This window comes from Nonlabens sp. MB-3u-79 (assembly GCF_002831625.1).
GTDB lineage: Bacteria > Bacteroidota > Bacteroidia > Flavobacteriales > Flavobacteriaceae > Nonlabens.
Genome location: NZ_CP025116.1, coordinates 733,211 through 749,098 on the forward strand (window position 1 = coordinate 733,211; position 15,888 = coordinate 749,098).

Below are 15,888 nucleotides of genomic sequence, written 5' to 3' on the forward strand. Positions count from 1 at the left end.
TAAACCACAAGCCTATTGTTTCCCATTGCATTCCATCCTATTTACCAGCATCCTTTGCCTGAAGGACATCGCTTCCCGATGCTCAAATACGAATTACTGCCGCAACAATTACTGCATGAAGGGACTGCAATTCCAACAGACTTCTTTGAACCCAGTAAACGCTGTGATGATCAAGATATTTTAAGGGTACATACAGCTACTTACCTTCAAGAATTGAAGGCTCTTTCCCTAGATAAACGAGCCGCTAGAAAGCTGGGCTTCCCATTAAGTGAACAACTGGTGGAGCGTGAGCTACGCATTGCACAAGGAACTATTGAAGGCTGTCTAAAAGCTTACGATCATCGTGTAGCTATGAATATTGCTGGTGGCACTCATCATGCTTATACCGATCACGGCGAGGCGTTTTGTTTACTCAATGATCAAGCGATTGCAGCGAGGTACTTGCAACATCACGGTCTTGCTGAAAAGATTCTGATCGTAGATCTCGATGTACATCAAGGAAATGGAACCGCTGAGATTTTCCAAAATGACGATAGTGTTTTTACCTTTTCTATGCACGGCGCTGGAAATTATCCGTTTAAAAAGGAACTTTCAGATTTAGATATCGCAGTTCCTGACGGTTCAGGAGATGAGGATTACCTCAGACTACTTAAAAACACACTGCCGGATTTGATCGCCCAAGAAAAGCCAGACTTTATTTTCTATTTGTGCGGTGTGGACGTTTTGCAAAGTGACAAACTAGGCAAACTGAGTATGACCCTTGATGGTTGTAAAGAACGAGATCTTTTTGCTTTGTCCGCTTTCGCGAAAGCGAGATCAAAAAACAACTCTTTAATACCTATTCAATGCAGTATGGGCGGTGGCTATTCTCCAGAAATAAAAACCATCATTGAAGCTCATGCCAATACCTTTAGAATGGCTCGATCTATTTTTAACTAAAAGCTAGATCACAAAAACAAGTTATTTTTTAGTGATACCAATTTGTTTTTTTTAAATGACGTATTAAAAATTTGAATTATTTTTTATCCCGTTTAGGAATAAAATCTAGCATAGCAGTAGCTACGGTTCTATTTTATGACGAAAAATGGCTGAAAAATAAACTAATTTTATGCGGCGTTTGAAAGATAAATTGGTATAATACCCCCTCTACGACAGCCAGCCTTTGGATCGCCAGCTACGAGCAAAAGCCCATAATAACAATCCCAATAAAGGAATCAGGATAAAAAAGAATTGATCTGATACATTCATCATGTTCCACGCTCCAGTCCGTAAATGATATCCCGTAGAAATAAAAATCGCTATTAGAGAAATCAATGAAAGTAAAACAGCCATTTTACGCTTAAATAGCAGGGCTACACTAGCAAAAAGAGCTGTAAAAATGGCTATCCCATAATTAAAAAGATACCAAGAAGGTCTATTATTATAAAGTTCTAACTGTTCTTCATTCATAAGATCAGTTACCAATTCTGGATCAAGTATTTCTATAGTTAGAAAACCTAATCCTATAAGGTTCCACAGTAGAAAAAAAATTGCAACAATCCAGAATCCTATTTTAGGTTGATTAGAATAAGTCATAACATAATGTTTTAATAATAAGAGCTTAAAGTTACTAAAAAGTCAACAAAAGTCAATTCCTATTTTGGTCCTATTAAAAATAGGTGTTGATAAAATTAGCCTTCGAAATCGTTTGAGTTGTCAAAAAAAATTAACTTGCGCATGCAAAAACAGCCAGAATCATGAACAACCGATCTATGAAACCAGAAAGTCTAATGATGTCTTATGGTTATAAACCAGAACTATCTGAGGGAGCTATAAAATGTCCTATATTTTTAACCTCTACGTTTGTCTTTAAAAGCGCAGAAGAAGGAAAAGCCTTTTTTGAGTTGGCTTACGGTAAAAGAGAGAAACTTCCTGGTGAAGAAATGGGGTTGATCTACAGTCGTATTAACAATCCAGATCTAGAAGTACTAGAAAACAGATTGCGTCTTTGGGATCAAGCAGATGATTGCGCCGTTTTTTCGAGCGGAATGAGTGCTATTTCTACGGTTCTTTTAGAATTTTTAAAGCCTGGAGACTTGTTGTTATTTAGCTCTCCTACTTACGGAGGTACAGATCATTTTATCAATCATTTCCTTCCAAAAATAGGCGTTCATACTTTAGGCTTTACCTCTGAAATGACAGAAGATGAATTATATGAAACTATTGCAAATTCAGGTCATGCAGACCGGTTAACTCATGTTCATCTGGAGACCCCTGCAAATCCTACCAATGCACTTATAGACATAGAAATGATACGTCGCGTGGTAGACCGTTTTAAAACAGAAGAAAAAGTAATTGTTGCTGTAGATAATACTTATATGGGACCCCTATGGCAGCACCCTTTAAAACACGGAGCTGATCTGGTGATGTACAGCGCCACTAAATACATAGGCGGGCACAGTGATTTGATCGCTGGAGCAGTTTTAGGAAATGCTGAGTTGATGGTGCGTGTGAAAACACTGCGTACCTTTCTAGGGAATATGGCGTCACCTCACACTGGCTGGATGTTGTTGCGTAGTCTAGAAACTTTGAAAATAAGAATGGAAGCTATGCAAGCTAATGCTATTCAAGTAGCCAATTTCCTAAAAGACCACAAGAAAGTAGCTCAAATCAAATACTTAGGACTTATCCAAGAAGGGACTCGCAATTACGAGATTTACAAAAAACAATGCTCTGGTCCAGGTGCCATGGTTAGTTTTTGTATTAAAGGTGGTGAAAAGGAAGCTTTTAAATTCCTCAACTCTCTAAAGCTTGTAAAACTTGCCGTGAGTCTAGGCGGGACAGAAAGCCTTGCAGAACATCCTAAAAGCATGACACACGCAGGCGTGGACGAACAACATCTAGAAAACATAGGAGTAACTGATGCGCTGGTAAGATTATCTATAGGTGTAGAAAATTATGAAGATTTAATATGGGATGTTTCTCAAGCATTAGATCAAGTTGCTGTAAACGAACATGCTATGGCAGAATAACATCTATGATCTGAGAAAAGTGTTTTAAAGAGAAAAAGTGCTCTTTGACACTTTCTTTGGTCCTAATTATGCGAACTTTGCATAAGCCCCGTTACTATACTATGAAATTAAGATTACCTCTCCTATTACTGTTTATAAGTGTTGCTTTTTTAAGTACTGCACAAGAACAAGTTGTTAGCCTAGCAACTCCATTAACTGATAATTGTAAAAGTTTATTAGATAAAAAATTAGATTTTCTAATAGATGGAAGTTTTCAAGATGAATCTTCATTAAAGAAAGAAATCGCAAGGTTGAAAGAATGTGGTTTAGACGATTTTGATGTGAAATTTTTTGCCCGCATGGAATCCATGTCAGCCATGTTGCGCAAGATGACCCAAAAAAAAGAACTGGAGCAAATGAGCTTTGAAGATCTATTTACTGAAATAGAAAAAATAAAAGCGACAAGTGGTTTTATACAAGTTAAGAAAATCACCTTTTTATCAGAAACCCTTGCAACTCGAAAAGGAAATTTAAAAAACTGGAATGAGGATGTCAAAGTTTTTCAGGAATTGGGCGCTTCAAAAAATGTGATCTCACAAGTATTTGAATATTTAGAAACCCATCCTGATAATACAAAAAGCTATCAGGAAATTTTAGAGTCTTTGAAGAAGTAAATGCGCTTTCTATGGGAGAACGCAGGTTTTTAGAATTACTACTGGTTATTCATTCTGAGCGACCATTTATTTTGCTGTACGAGCCCTTTTCCATGATTGGACCTATTCAAATAGAACGTGTCCGACAAATTATTACACAAGTAAAGCCATGTAAAGGAATAGTTATAAGCGATCATTATTATGATAAGGTTCTCGAAATGGCAGATGAAAGTTTTATTTTAAAGGATGCCACTTTAATTCCTGTAGCTGCTTATAAAGACTTAAAAACAGCCTTTATTTGTGATTCAATATAATAGTGTCACTCAATTTTTTTACTTCTGCAAAAGTAGTTTTGTGTAATTTTGCGTTTGGACTACTCATGTAATTAAATTCGGAAAGCAATTCTTCTACCAATTCTTTTGCTTCTTTTGGTTTTTCTCGTTCTAATAAAAATTGAGCTAATACCAATCGCTCTGGATAATTAGAATACCGTAAATCAAGCGCTCTAAGATTTTTCTCTGCATTATTAAATTTCCCTAAAGCCTTATAAGACAAACCTAAATAAAATAAGATTTTAGACGCTCTGAATTCTGAATTGGCTTTAAGAGACTTTGCAACTGCCACAACCTTTTCATAATTTTTCAAATAGTAATTTGTCATTACTAGTTGTTCTTGAACATACACGTCATTTTTGTGAGGGCCATCTAAAACCGTTTGGTAATTAAGTAGCGCTTCTTGATACTCTTCTCTCTTAAAATAGGCGTCTGCAAGCGCTACCCGGTTTGCAAAAGTGTCTGAAAACTCCACCTTTTCAGTGAGCTCCTTTATTCTTTTAGAAGGGTTAATGGTAGAGGTGATCTCGTTGCTTATTCCTTGAGCATCTTTATTGATAAAGACATTCATAAATAAATAGATCAACGATCCAATTACTGGCAGAAATAAAACAATGGCGTACCAATAGATCTCTCTTCTGTTTTTATAAGCGTCATAACAGCAATATACTTGTAAAGCAAGGGTGAGGTAATATATCATTGGTAATTAGACTATATATAATTGATTATTTTACAAAACTTCGACTACGCTTTTCCCAGTTCTTACGGGCGAGCAGTTGCATGTCTTCTACGTTATCACTTTCATCCATAATTTCAAGACCCAACATGGTTTCAATAACATCTTCCATAGTCGCAACCCCTTGAACACTTCCGTAATCATCCACAACGAGAGCCATGTGTTCTTTACTAGCAATCATAGTTTCAAATAATTTAGGTATAGGTAAGTTTGCTGGAACCATAGCTATTTCTCTCCTCAAGTCCTCTAAGGTATCTGCTGGTTTATCATAAATGATGTCTGCTAGAATATGATCTTTTAGGACATAACCTTTAATATCATCTCGGTTTTCACCAAAAACAGGAATACGGGAAAATCTCAAATCTTGATTTTGCTCAAAGAAGTCTTTAATCTTCATGCTTTGAGGAGCCATAAACATAACCGATCGGGGCGTCATGATATCCTTTACCTCGATCTTATTAAAATTCATCAAACTTTTAATATACTGACCTTCGCTAGGTGCAAAAACCCCTTCCTGCTCGGCCGTTTCTGTAATAGCAACAAAATCTTCTCGAGTCATCGTATTCATGTGAGCGCTTTTTCCTATTGCCTTAGTAGTCAGCTGTAAAATCCATAAAACACCTAACCATTTTAAAGGGAAAATCATCAAATTCAAAGCGGCAGTGGTAAAACCAGCAAGGTTTTTCCAGTAGGTAGCACCAATAGTTTTAGGAATAATCTCAGACACTACAAGGATTAAAACGGTCATTATACCAGAAACTATTCCCACAAAAGGAATGCCCAGATAACTGCTGTTATAACCACTCTCACTTACCATATTTTCAGCTTGTACACCTACCAAAATAGCACCTACCGTATGTGCTAAAGTATTTAAAGTAAGAATTGCAATCAAGGGCTTATCTACATCCTTTTTTAATGATTTAAGAGACCCTATATAAGACCTTCCTTCTTGTTCATTTACTTTTATAAAAGTAGAAGTAACGCTCAAAAGCACTGCCTCCAAAATGGAGCATAAAAAAGAAATAAATATTGAAATGACTATATAGGTAATAAGTAATCCCATAATTAATTAATTTATTCTTGTAAAAATAGACTATTCTATTTCTTTGAATATTAATTTGTTGCTAAGACCTTACTTATCTATCATTCTTTAAAGCTTCCCATTCTTCTCTAGAAATGGAATAAACAAAAAATCGTTCTGGATTAGAATCATCTTTAAGAGGAGCCTCTAAGGTCATACCATTGTATAGTGCTACCTGTATAGAGCCTGTATTTTCCTCGTGAATGACAGAAACAAGGCTGTTTCCAAAATCTTTATCATAAGCTTTTTCAAATGCAATATCTCTTAATCTTGCCGCAGCTTCTTTTGCATATCCCTGATTCCAAAATTCTGGCAAAATCGAATAACCAACTTCAAGTCGTCGCAACCCATTTACCTTTTGAATAAGCAAACCTGTTTGCCCTACAAATTTTTTGGATTCTTGATGAATCATGACATTCATACCACCACTACAATTCTCATACCTCCAAAAAGCCTTTTCAAACCATTTATTACATTTTTGCTCTGTTGTTAGTCCAGTTTTCATTCCTAGAAACCTAGCGGTGTCTTTTTCTTTAAAAATAGGCAGCCATGTAACGAAGTCCTCTTTTTTTAAAAGTCTAAATGTAGTGCGCAAGGTTTTCTCTCCTTTTAGAAGGTAATTCATTGTAGTAAAATGTGAAATGGATTATTTTATTTAGGTAGTTTTCCTGTAAACAACCAAGCTTTATCAAAACCAAGTGCTCTTAATTTATGGAGCTCGTTAATCGCGTCATTACGTTCTACAAAACTGGAAAAAGCAACATTGTGAAGACCGTACTTATTAACTCCTATACGTTTTGCATCAAAACCTTTACGCTTTAATTGAGCGACACGTTTATCTGCATTTTCAGAAATTCTAAAAGCACCAGCAACCACATGGTATGTTCTTTCTAAGGGAGCTACATTTATATTAATTCTGGGTAGTGGATCACTGATAAGAAAACTAGCGCTTTCTATTTTTGCATCTACCAGCTCATCTGCCATTTGATTTACAACTAGAGCATCTTTTTCTACTTGTTCTACATAACCGCTAAAACCTGCATAACTAAGACCTAAGAGAACTGCACCTACCGCAGCATAGCGCACCCAAGAACCATAATTAGTATTGGGGATTTCTAACACAGCAACAGGGACATCATCACTAAGCTCTTTATTAGACACTACCTCTGGAGCAACTGGAATGCGGTCTATCGCAAAAGTTTCATGAGAAGAAAGACCAAAAGCCTCTGGCAAATAATTAACCAAGTACATAGGAGTAAACTGCAATGCCTTTTCTTCATTGCGGGAAAATCTACCCACCTTATGAATGGTAATAGAGCCATTATCATCTATTTCCTGATCTAGAAATCGCACATAATTACGTATTTCTTGAACAGCTTCTTCATAAGAAAGATGAGCAGCACTGGCTACATAATTAGCTAACAATCCATCATTTTGTTTGATTTGAGCATTAAAACTCAAGCCTTTTTTAGGCGGATATATGGTATGGCTACTTGCAAAATGCTGAGCAGGAACTCGGCGCGAAATAAACGCACCAAAATCTGGAATGACAACACACTCCTGTCGGTACAATAAATCTGATATGTAAGTTTGCATTTGCATATAACAAAAATAAAAATTTAAATAAAACGATCAACCACTTTGACCAACTAGTTATTAAGAATCTCAGGAGTTTTTATGTAATTAATGCTGAGCTAAAGATTCTGCTTTCTATTTTTATTTAAAAATAGGCATTTACGCTCAATTTCATTAGGTGTAAAAGCTGAACTTTTACACTCATTTAACCCAAAAAAAATAATTTTATTTTATTTAACGACAAAGCAAAAGCCCTTTATGATCACTAACTTGCTCATACGGGTAAACAATAGCGGCCCCATTTACAAAGAAACCCACATGGGAAGATTTCCGGCGGAGCCTTCCTATACTGTAAGCAATCTTATTTTAGCATTTTAATCACTAAGGTGAAGAAAAAATGGTTTTTACCTTTTTGTGTTCCTGTTTTTTTTTGGCGGATTTGTAGGTGATTCTGTTTATCACGCCAGTCGTATTCATGGATTTTAGTTGATTTTAGATTGGATGCCGATTGTTCTTTTCTGCTTTTTTTGTTCGCTTTATTTCATTTTCAAATCTCCAATAGCTCGTGGGGAAAAACGATGTTAGGTCTTGCCATTATCAGACTCCATATCATTGCTAAAACACTTCCTATCTCAAAGAGTTACCGCCGTTTCCTTTAGAACAATGAATAAAAAGTTTAATATCGAATTTCTGTATATGGGAACACACTGGATATGGAATAGCTTCGGCGATTTTGCTGTGTTTTTATTAATGAGGTACATTTATCAGGACTACGAGAATTCAAAACGACATATGATTAGAAAGAACCTTAAAAATGATTAAATTTGCCAGCTTATAACGGGAGACCATGCTGGACAAAGTAAAAGAACATATTGATAAGGTGCGAGCCTTCAAAGCCGATTCTAAAGAGGCAATTGAGGGTTTCAGAATACAATATTTAGGTAAAAAGGGCTTATTAAAAGACTTTTTTGATGCCTTTAAAGAAGTGCCTAATGAGCAAAAGAAAGCCTTCGGTCAGGCGATAAATGAACTTAAGGAACTTACTAAAGAAAAAGTAAGTTCTCTTAAAGAAAGTATAGAATCTCAAGAAGAAGAAGCTGGAATTTATGGCGACCTTACTCGTTCGGGTTACCCTATGGAAATAGGTGCGAGACATCCCATTTCTATTGTAAAAAACCAAATAATAGATGTGTTCTCTCGCATAGGTTTTAATGTCAGTGAAGGTCCCGAAATCGAAGACGACTGGCATAATTTTACAGCTCTCAACTTGCCAGCGCACCATCCAGCGCGAGACATGCAAGACACCTTCTTTATACAAACAGACCCAGACGTGCTTTTGAGAACCCATACGTCCAGCGTGCAAGTGCGCTATATGGAAGATAACAAACCACCTATTAGGACTATTTCACCAGGTCGTGTTTTCCGTAATGAGGCTATAAGTGCTCGTGCACATTGTATTTTTCATCAAGTAGAAGGTCTATACATTGATAAAGATGTGAGTTTTGCAGACATGAAGCAGACTTTGTTATATTTCACTCAAGAAATGTTTGGTAAATCTAAAATACGCTTGCGACCTTCCTATTTCCCTTTTACAGAACCTAGTGCAGAGATTGATATTTACTGGGGCCTAGAGACAGAAACTGACTACAAAATTACTAAAGGAACTGGCTGGCTCGAAATAGGCGGCTGTGGTATGGTGGACCCTGCCGTACTAACTAATTGCGGTATAGACCCTGAAGAATACAGTGGTTTTGCATTTGGTATGGGTGTAGAACGTATTGCGATGTTATTATATCAAATAGGCGACATTCGTATGTTTTTTGAAAATGATGTGCGCTTTTTGAAGCAGTTTTCTAACGCACTATAGCTTTCTCTCTTTACCTTCAGTTATATCCAGTATCTAAATTGGTTTTTTCCGACTTGTAGGAGTTAAAAAAAGGATTCCATTTATTTACACGACCTTTTAAAATTAAATTGGTAACATGATTTCTAAACTCATTTTTGTTTACAATGCCAACTCCGGAAAGCTGAATTCACTTCTGGATAGTGCGCACAAAATCGTAAGTCCAGGCACCTACGAATGTCAACTATGTGACCTTACTTTTGGTGTATTTAAAGAAAATGAATTGTGGGTACGCTTTCGCGAAAGCCTAGCAACTACGTTCCCCGACCTAAAGTTGGAATTCCTTCATAAAGATGAGTTTGAAAAACAATACTGGTCCAAGTGGTTGCCTAAATACAGTTATCCCATCTTATTGAGCGTGAGAGATGAGGAGCAGGATTACAATGATGGTTTTGGCACCAATTCTGGTATGGACATATTTTTAAGCACTGAAGAAATGAATCTGATTACAGACACAGAAGCGCTCATTGAAACGATTCAAGAAAGGTTGAAAGCATGAAAAAAGACATTATTATACCCGTAGTAAAAGACGTTTATATTGCTGTTGTTAAAGAATGGGATAAAGATTTCACTTCCCATGATTGGTTGGTATACCTAATTAACAACAGTCTTGACCCTTTAGAATCAGTAATGATTATAAGTCGCGGCAAACATAAAGATGGTCGCAAAACCTCTACCTTCCGGCATGCTTTTAAATTCATAGCTGCAAAAACAGCTATGAAAGTAGAGCTGATTATGGAAGAGGTGTTTGCTTTTGAAAACGAATTTGTACTTACCTACTTTATAGGACCTACATTATACGATCACGTATATACGGCTGCTCCATTTAGCATTTCTGAGGAGGCATTTAATAAATTACCTGTGATGGATCAAGAAGGTGTTTTATTGAAATAATACTGTTCTGAGCTTATATTCTTTTGTTTTCCTTCTTGTGAAAATAGCATTTTCGATTTCTGTTGATTCAGCGTTTTTCCTGCTTTAAAATGGCTTTATGACCATTTTAAAAGGGGCTTTATATCATATTATTCACAATTTTTCATAAAAAAAGATCTTTCTCGTTAATAGGAAGTTAAAAGCAGTTAGTTCTATGAAGGTCTGCGCACTAAGGGAATCTAAGTGAAATACTAACTAATTAATACGTTTTGAAATTATGAAAAAATTAAACTTTTTGAGCTTTGCTCTAATCGCAATGGTGTTCTTTACAGGATCTATTGCAAATGCACAAACAACTAACATTGTAGAAGCTGCCGTAGCCTCTGAAGATCACACAACTCTAGTTGCCGCTGTAAAAGCTGCAGATTTAGTAGGTGTTTTAACTGGGGAAGGACCATTTACTGTATTTGCTCCTACTAATGCTGCTTTTGATGCATTACCAGAAGGAACTGTAACAAACTTATTGAAGCCAGAAAATAAAGCAACTCTTACAGCAGTACTTACTTATCACGTAATCGCTGGAAAATTTAATGCTGAAGATGTTATAGGACTTATCAAGAATAACTATGGAGAAGCAACTGTAGCAACTGTAGCCGGAGGAGAGCTTACCTTATCTTTAGAAGATGGAAATGTGATAGTAACTGATGCAAACGGAAACAGCGCAACAGTAATTGCAGCAGATTTAAACCAAACTAACGGCGTGATCCACGTAATAGATACCGTATTACTTCCTAAAATGTAACCCATAACTTAGATTTTAAGAATGAGAAACCCCAAGTGTAAGCTTGGGGTTTTGTTTTTTAATGGGTTTCTTACTCCGTAAACCTTTCATCGGTTTCCATAACAGTACCACACTGATCACAAGTTCTCATTTCTTCAGAACTGTAATATTCTTTAAATCTCGGTAAAAAGTCTTTTTCTATATCTTCTAAAACAAAAAAGGTCTCGTGTAACTTGTGATTACAGTTGTCACAATACCATAACAAACCGTCCACAGCTCCAATATCTAAACGCTTGCGCTCAATAACAAGACCAATAGAGTCTTTATGCCTTACAGGAGAATGCGGTACATTAGAAGGATGCAAATACATGTCTCCAGGGCCTAATTTCATCGTTCGCTTTTTTCCATCTTCTTGAATATGCACTTCGATCTCTCCTTCTAATTGATAGAACAGTTCTTCTGTTTCATTGTAATGATAATCTTTACGCGCATTAGGACCGGCTACAATCATAACGATGTAGTCACCAGCATCTTTGTATAGGTTTTTATTACCTACAGGCGGTTTTAAAAGATCTCGATTTTCTTCAATCCATTTATTAAGATTGAAAGGTGCTTGAATAGGCATTTGTATAGCTTTTTAGAAATTTAAAGGTAAGGAATTGTTCGCGGAAATATCAAAAGTTCTTTATACCTGTTAGCGTAGCAGCCTAGAACTTTTATAAGGAGTACGTACTATTTTAGAGACTGCTTGATCTCAGCCATCAATGCTCCTCCCCCTTGAGAAATAACTTTTTGTGATTGCGCTTTAGCAAAAGCGAGACATTCTTCCATCTCTATATTATCAAACCATGGCATGGAATCATTCACGTCTATGCGTTGCTTTCCATCGAGACTCATCAAGGTTCCCTTAAAAGATAACTGATCATTCTTTACAATCGCAATGGCTCCTATAGGAGCTGTACATCCACCTTCTAGATCGCGTAGGAAGGCCCGTTCCATATCCACACAAATCGCTGTTTGCTGATGGTTTAATGCCGAGACAGCTTGAAGCACTTCTTTATTTGCTTTCATGGCAGCAATCATCATGGCGCCTTGAGCTGGTGCAGAAATAAAACTATCCAAATCTGTATATTCAAAACCGTAATTGCCCCGTAATTTAGAAAGCAAACCTATACGATCTAATCCAGCTTTTGCAAAAATTGCTGCGCTCCAGTCATTGTTGCTATGTAATTTTGACAATCTTGTATTGACATTACCTCGTAGATCCACCACATTGTGATGACTATACATATTTAGCCATTGTGACTTGCGGCGTAGACTTCCAGTAGCAATTGTCATATCCTCATCAGGATGAAAGCCTTTTTTGTACACTAAAATATCCTTAAAAGAAGCACGCTCCATTACTGCCGCCTGCACCATTCCCTTAGGCAACTGTGTAGGAACATCTTTAAGACTATGAACTGCGATATCAATTTCTCCTTTTATCAAAGCCACGTCCAGTGTTTTGGTAAAAATGCCAGTGATACCCATTTCGTATAATGGCTCGGTAAGATTAAGATCGCCTTGAGATATTACAGGATGTAATACCGTTTGATGTCCTAATGCCTCTAACTGAGACTGCACTGTTTTTGCTTGCCACATTGCTAGCTCACTATCTCTGGTTCCTATTTTTATAATTCTAGACATAAATTTACTGCTGTTTAATAATGTGGTTTTTAATGATTTTCTTATCCTTATACCATTTTATCCAAGTTCCTGTAAGAACAAAGATAACGGCAAGTAACAGGCACTGAGCTATAGTTAGTAGGTAAAAACTTGGAATAAAGCTTATTCCTGAAGTATAAGTTGCAGGTAAATAATCTCTGTGTAACGAGGTCATCATCAGAGTAAATTGTTCCATCCAAAAACCAGAACAAGACAAAAGACTTACTAAAAATAAAACCCAAGCTTTATTACCCAACTTAGGATGGAACAATACCAATGGCAATACCATACTGCAAAATAGCACTACTAGATACATAGCCGCATAAAGTCCCGTAGCTCTTTCAAAGTAAAGAAGCTCATTCACTTTTAAAAATTGAACTAAGGTGATGACCCAAATGAGCATGACATTAGTAAGTAGGAAGTACCTCATCATTTGCAGCGCCATCCTTCCTGAGCACTGTGGCACCAATGAAAATAGATAAATGAACACTATTATTATAAATCCTAGTCTTACAAAATGAGCATTTAAAAATTCTTGGATTTGAAGAAGTATGGACATTGTAAAAGCTTTACGCTAATTATGAAATTACCTTTTCCAGCTTAAAAATCTTGTTCAATAAATCAATAGCCTCTTCGGTATTTTCTTCTTCATCGCGCAGATGATTTGCAAAATGACCGGCAATTTTTTGTATGATTCGGTCAGCGATAAAGTCTGCTTGCTCTTGATTAAAATCTGTAATTTTAGTTCGATGACTTTTAATCTCTGCCGCTTTGAGGGTGGTAAGCTTTGTCTTTAAAGCATTCATCGTAGGAGCAAAACGTCGTGATTCCTGCCAAAGCTTGAACTCTGCATGGATTTCAGAAATGATTGCATGTGCTTCTGGAATAAAATTCTCCCTGTTTTCCAGCGTGCGATTAGTTACTTTAGAAAGCTCGTCTAGATGCACTAGAGTAACATTGTCTAGCTCTCTTACGTCTTCTTTTACATTCTTAGGAATAGAGAGATCAAGAATTAATAAAGGATTATTCGTGCAAATTAAGTCTTTGGAAACAGTAGGGTTTTGTGCTCCTGTGGCAACTATAAGGATATCGCTTTGAGCTATTTGCTCTTCTAGTTGCGCATAATCTTTTACTACAAGATCAAATTTACCAGCGATAAGTTCTGCCTTATTCTTCGTACGATTGATTAACGTTATTTCTTTATTATCCGTATGCTTGATGAGATTTTCACAAGTATTACGGCCTATTTTACCCGTACCGAACAAGGTGATGCGCTGACTGGAATTTCTTTCAAAATTTTCTAAGATGTACTGCACACTAGCAAAGCTCACTGAGGTCGCTCCACTGCTTAAATCAGTCTCCGTTTTAATGCGTTTGCTCGCTTGAATAACCGCATTAATCAACCGCTCCATATAAGGGTTGATCAATCGCTGAGCTTTTGATTTCCTGAAAGCCAATTTCAATTGACCAATAATTTCAAAATCTCCTAAGATCTGACTGTCCAATCCGGTACCAACATTAAAAAGGTGATCGTTTGCCTTTTCATTTTTATGAACATAAGCGACCTTTTCAAATTCCTCTACCGTTCCTTTAGAATGCTCACACAACAATTTAATCAACTGAAATGGATGCTGAGCAAAACCGTATAACTCTGTACGGTTGCAAGTCGAGATCACAGCAAGCGATGGAATTCCTTCTGCTTTAGCTTGTACCAACAAATTATCTATCGCATCTGCACTTAAGGAGAACGCACCGCGTATCTCAGCATCTGCCTTACGGTAGCTGATTCCTATTGCATAAAATGTATGATAAATTGCTGCTGCCGCGGCCATAAATTACTTTTAGTAGTAGTCGACAAAATTAGTGGAGCTTTTAGTTTAAAAATAACGCTATAGGTTCCTTTTTCGTCGCTATGAGTTACATTTGCACAATTAAACTGTAAGATAGGCTATTGGTGGTGTATGTCTCGCTTTCGCGAAAGCAGAATAGGCACTATTTAGAGTCGTTTTAAATAAGAATACTCATGGAAAATATCGCTAAAGGTGCTGCTGAAATTACGATTATAGAAGATGGATTTCACATCATTAGATTAAAAAATGACACTGCTGAAAAAGCCTCGTTTTTACATCATGTAGACAGTAGTTTTTTACAATTTCACTATTGTCTTAAAGGAAATATGCAACTGGCTTTTAATGAAGGTAGTTATCAACTGGATTTAAAGGAACAAAACTCGTATTTACTATACAATCCTTCGAGAGATTTACCTATGAATCTGAATATCGGTCCACAAACTTGGTTCATTTCTGTGCTGATTTCTATCAAGAAATTTCACTCTCTTTTTTCTCCAGACGCACAACACGTAAGCTTTTTAAGTCCTGAGAATAAGGATAAAAAATACTATGTTGATGGTAAAATATCGCCATCTATGGCGGTAGCACTGCACCAACTCATGAATTACAACCTCAACGATACCATCAAACAATTGTATTTTAAAGGAAAGTCTTATGAATTGCTCTCCCTCTATTTTAATACTGAGGAAGAAGCAAATATAGATGCCTGCCCGTTTCTAGCCGACGAAGAAAACATGCGCAAGATCAAACGAGCTAAAGAAATTATCATCGAGCGCATGACTGATCCTCCTTCCCTTAACGATCTCTCGCGAGAAATAGGTTTATCACTTAAAAAACTTAAAGAGGGTTTTAAAGAGGTTTATGGAGATACGGTTTATGGTTTTGCCCTAGACCATAAAATGGATTATGCGCGACAGCTGCTCGACGGTGGCCAGCACAATGTCAACGAAGTGGGTTTAAAAGTAGGCTACAGCACAGGAAGTCATTTTATCAGTGCCTTTAAAAAGAAGTATGGAACAACTCCTAAAAAGTATATCTCTGGGAAGTAGCAGTAAAATAGTTTCCATCAGGCGGTGTCATGCGCTCCGCCAATGAAGTTCATAAAAAAACCGCCTGCAAGCAAAGACTGCTCCACAGGCGGCTTCCAACCAACCAAATCTTTATGCGGTAACAACCGCCTTATTCTTTATTCTTCTGAGCTCTATTAAAATCGAGCATTCTATTCTTTGTACTATCAACGTCGCTGCTGTTCTTTAATTGTATGAATCCGCGGCCTTTGAATATGTAGGTAGTTCTACTTTGTAAATGATACAATACTATCGTGTGATCGTCTCTATGTAAAGATCTAAAAAATCATTCCCTATAAAATCACAACCCCACGTTAATTGCTTGTTAATACTTATAGACCTC

The 15,888-nt window shown here is 36.7% G+C and carries 18 protein-coding genes; 9 read left to right on the forward strand and 9 right to left on the reverse strand.

What is annotated here, in order from left to right; genetic code table 11:
- Positions 1-15 precede the first annotated feature (15 nt).
- Entirely contained in the window at positions 16-939 is a 924-nt protein-coding gene (locus CW736_RS03240) for a histone deacetylase (RefSeq protein WP_101012544.1), read from the forward strand.
- A 207-nt stretch (positions 940-1,146) separates the two neighbouring features.
- Here CW736_RS03240 and CW736_RS03245 read toward each other — a convergent pair whose 3' ends face one another.
- Positions 1,147-1,575: a hypothetical protein gene (locus CW736_RS03245; RefSeq protein WP_101012545.1), complete on the reverse strand. Its 429-nt coding sequence runs from the start codon at positions 1,573-1,575 to the stop codon at positions 1,147-1,149.
- 161 nt (positions 1,576-1,736) lie between these two features.
- Here CW736_RS03245 and CW736_RS03250 point away from each other — a divergent pair, with 161 nt between their 5' ends.
- The 3 genes from CW736_RS03250 to CW736_RS03260 all read left to right on the forward strand — a co-directional run bounded on the left by CW736_RS03250 (position 1,737) and on the right by CW736_RS03260 (position 3,957).
- On the forward strand, positions 1,737-3,011 hold the full coding sequence (locus tag CW736_RS03250; RefSeq protein ID WP_101012546.1) for a cystathionine gamma-synthase family protein: 1,275 nt from the start codon (positions 1,737-1,739) through the stop codon (positions 3,009-3,011).
- Positions 3,012-3,112: 101 nt separating this feature from the next.
- Positions 3,113-3,664, forward strand: coding sequence for a hypothetical protein (locus tag CW736_RS03255; protein WP_101012547.1), 552 nt, complete (start codon positions 3,113-3,115; stop codon positions 3,662-3,664).
- Between the two features lie 11 nt (positions 3,665-3,675).
- Positions 3,676-3,957, forward strand: coding sequence for a hypothetical protein (locus CW736_RS03260; RefSeq protein ID WP_101012548.1), 282 nt, complete (start codon positions 3,676-3,678; stop codon positions 3,955-3,957).
- Here the strand turns inward: CW736_RS03260 and CW736_RS03265 are convergent.
- The 4 genes from CW736_RS03265 to CW736_RS03280 form a co-directional block, all read right to left on the reverse strand.
- Positions 3,938-4,675 carry a hypothetical protein gene (locus CW736_RS03265; RefSeq protein WP_101012549.1) on the reverse strand — a complete coding sequence of 246 codons (738 nt, stop codon included), beginning with the start codon at positions 4,673-4,675 and terminating at the stop codon, positions 3,938-3,940. The genes CW736_RS03260 and CW736_RS03265 overlap by 20 nt on opposite strands.
- 25 nt (positions 4,676-4,700) lie before the next feature.
- The gene (locus CW736_RS03270) at positions 4,701-5,774 is read right to left on the reverse strand and encodes a CNNM domain-containing protein (protein ID WP_101012550.1); all 1,074 of its coding nucleotides are present in this window, start codon (positions 5,772-5,774) and stop codon (positions 4,701-4,703) included.
- Positions 5,775-5,847: 73 nt separating this feature from the next.
- Complete coding sequence (locus CW736_RS03275) at positions 5,848-6,417, reverse strand: GNAT family N-acetyltransferase (protein ID WP_101012551.1); 570 nt, start codon at positions 6,415-6,417, stop codon at positions 5,848-5,850.
- Between the two features lie 26 nt (positions 6,418-6,443).
- A complete protein-coding gene (locus CW736_RS03280) occupies positions 6,444-7,388 on the reverse strand; it encodes an SPOR domain-containing protein (RefSeq protein ID WP_198519333.1) in 945 nt (314 codons plus the stop codon).
- 826 nt (positions 7,389-8,214) lie between these two features.
- Between CW736_RS03280 and pheS the strand changes: the two genes are divergently transcribed.
- From pheS to CW736_RS03300, 4 genes are all read left to right on the forward strand, one after another.
- Positions 8,215-9,234: a phenylalanine--tRNA ligase subunit alpha gene (pheS, locus tag CW736_RS03285; protein ID WP_101012553.1), complete on the forward strand. Its 1,020-nt coding sequence runs from the start codon at positions 8,215-8,217 to the stop codon at positions 9,232-9,234.
- A gap of 115 nt (positions 9,235-9,349) precedes the next feature.
- The gene (locus CW736_RS03290) at positions 9,350-9,769 is read left to right on the forward strand and encodes a GTPase (protein WP_101012554.1); all 420 of its coding nucleotides are present in this window, start codon (positions 9,350-9,352) and stop codon (positions 9,767-9,769) included.
- Positions 9,766-10,164: a hypothetical protein gene (locus CW736_RS03295; RefSeq protein WP_101012555.1), complete on the forward strand. Its 399-nt coding sequence runs from the start codon at positions 9,766-9,768 to the stop codon at positions 10,162-10,164. The genes CW736_RS03290 and CW736_RS03295 overlap by 4 nt, the downstream gene beginning before the upstream one ends.
- Positions 10,165-10,420: 256 nt before the next feature.
- Positions 10,421-10,945, forward strand: a complete 525-nt coding sequence (locus CW736_RS03300; RefSeq protein ID WP_101012556.1) for a fasciclin domain-containing protein — start codon at positions 10,421-10,423, stop codon at positions 10,943-10,945.
- 70 nt (positions 10,946-11,015) lie between these two features.
- Here the strand turns inward: CW736_RS03300 and CW736_RS03305 are convergent, their stop codons facing one another.
- The 4 genes from CW736_RS03305 to hemA all read right to left on the reverse strand — a co-directional run bounded on the left by CW736_RS03305 (position 11,016) and on the right by hemA (position 14,460).
- Positions 11,016-11,549, reverse strand: a complete 534-nt coding sequence (locus tag CW736_RS03305; protein WP_101012557.1) for a 3-hydroxyanthranilate 3,4-dioxygenase — start codon at positions 11,547-11,549, stop codon at positions 11,016-11,018.
- A gap of 107 nt (positions 11,550-11,656) precedes the next feature.
- On the reverse strand, positions 11,657-12,610 hold the full coding sequence (gene hemC / locus CW736_RS03310; RefSeq protein WP_101012558.1) for a hydroxymethylbilane synthase: 954 nt from the start codon (positions 12,608-12,610) through the stop codon (positions 11,657-11,659).
- A 4-nt stretch (positions 12,611-12,614) separates the two neighbouring features.
- The gene (locus tag CW736_RS03315; protein ID WP_101012559.1) at positions 12,615-13,187 is read right to left on the reverse strand and encodes a hypothetical protein; all 573 of its coding nucleotides are present in this window, start codon (positions 13,185-13,187) and stop codon (positions 12,615-12,617) included.
- Between the two features lie 19 nt (positions 13,188-13,206).
- The gene (gene hemA, locus CW736_RS03320) at positions 13,207-14,460 is read right to left on the reverse strand and encodes a glutamyl-tRNA reductase (RefSeq protein ID WP_101012560.1); all 1,254 of its coding nucleotides are present in this window, start codon (positions 14,458-14,460) and stop codon (positions 13,207-13,209) included.
- A gap of 191 nt (positions 14,461-14,651) precedes the next feature.
- Here hemA and CW736_RS03325 point away from each other — a divergent pair, with 191 nt between their 5' ends.
- Positions 14,652-15,527 carry an AraC family transcriptional regulator gene (locus tag CW736_RS03325; protein ID WP_101012561.1) on the forward strand — a complete coding sequence of 292 codons (876 nt, stop codon included), beginning with the start codon at positions 14,652-14,654 and terminating at the stop codon, positions 15,525-15,527.
- Positions 15,528-15,888: the final 361 nt, after the last annotated feature.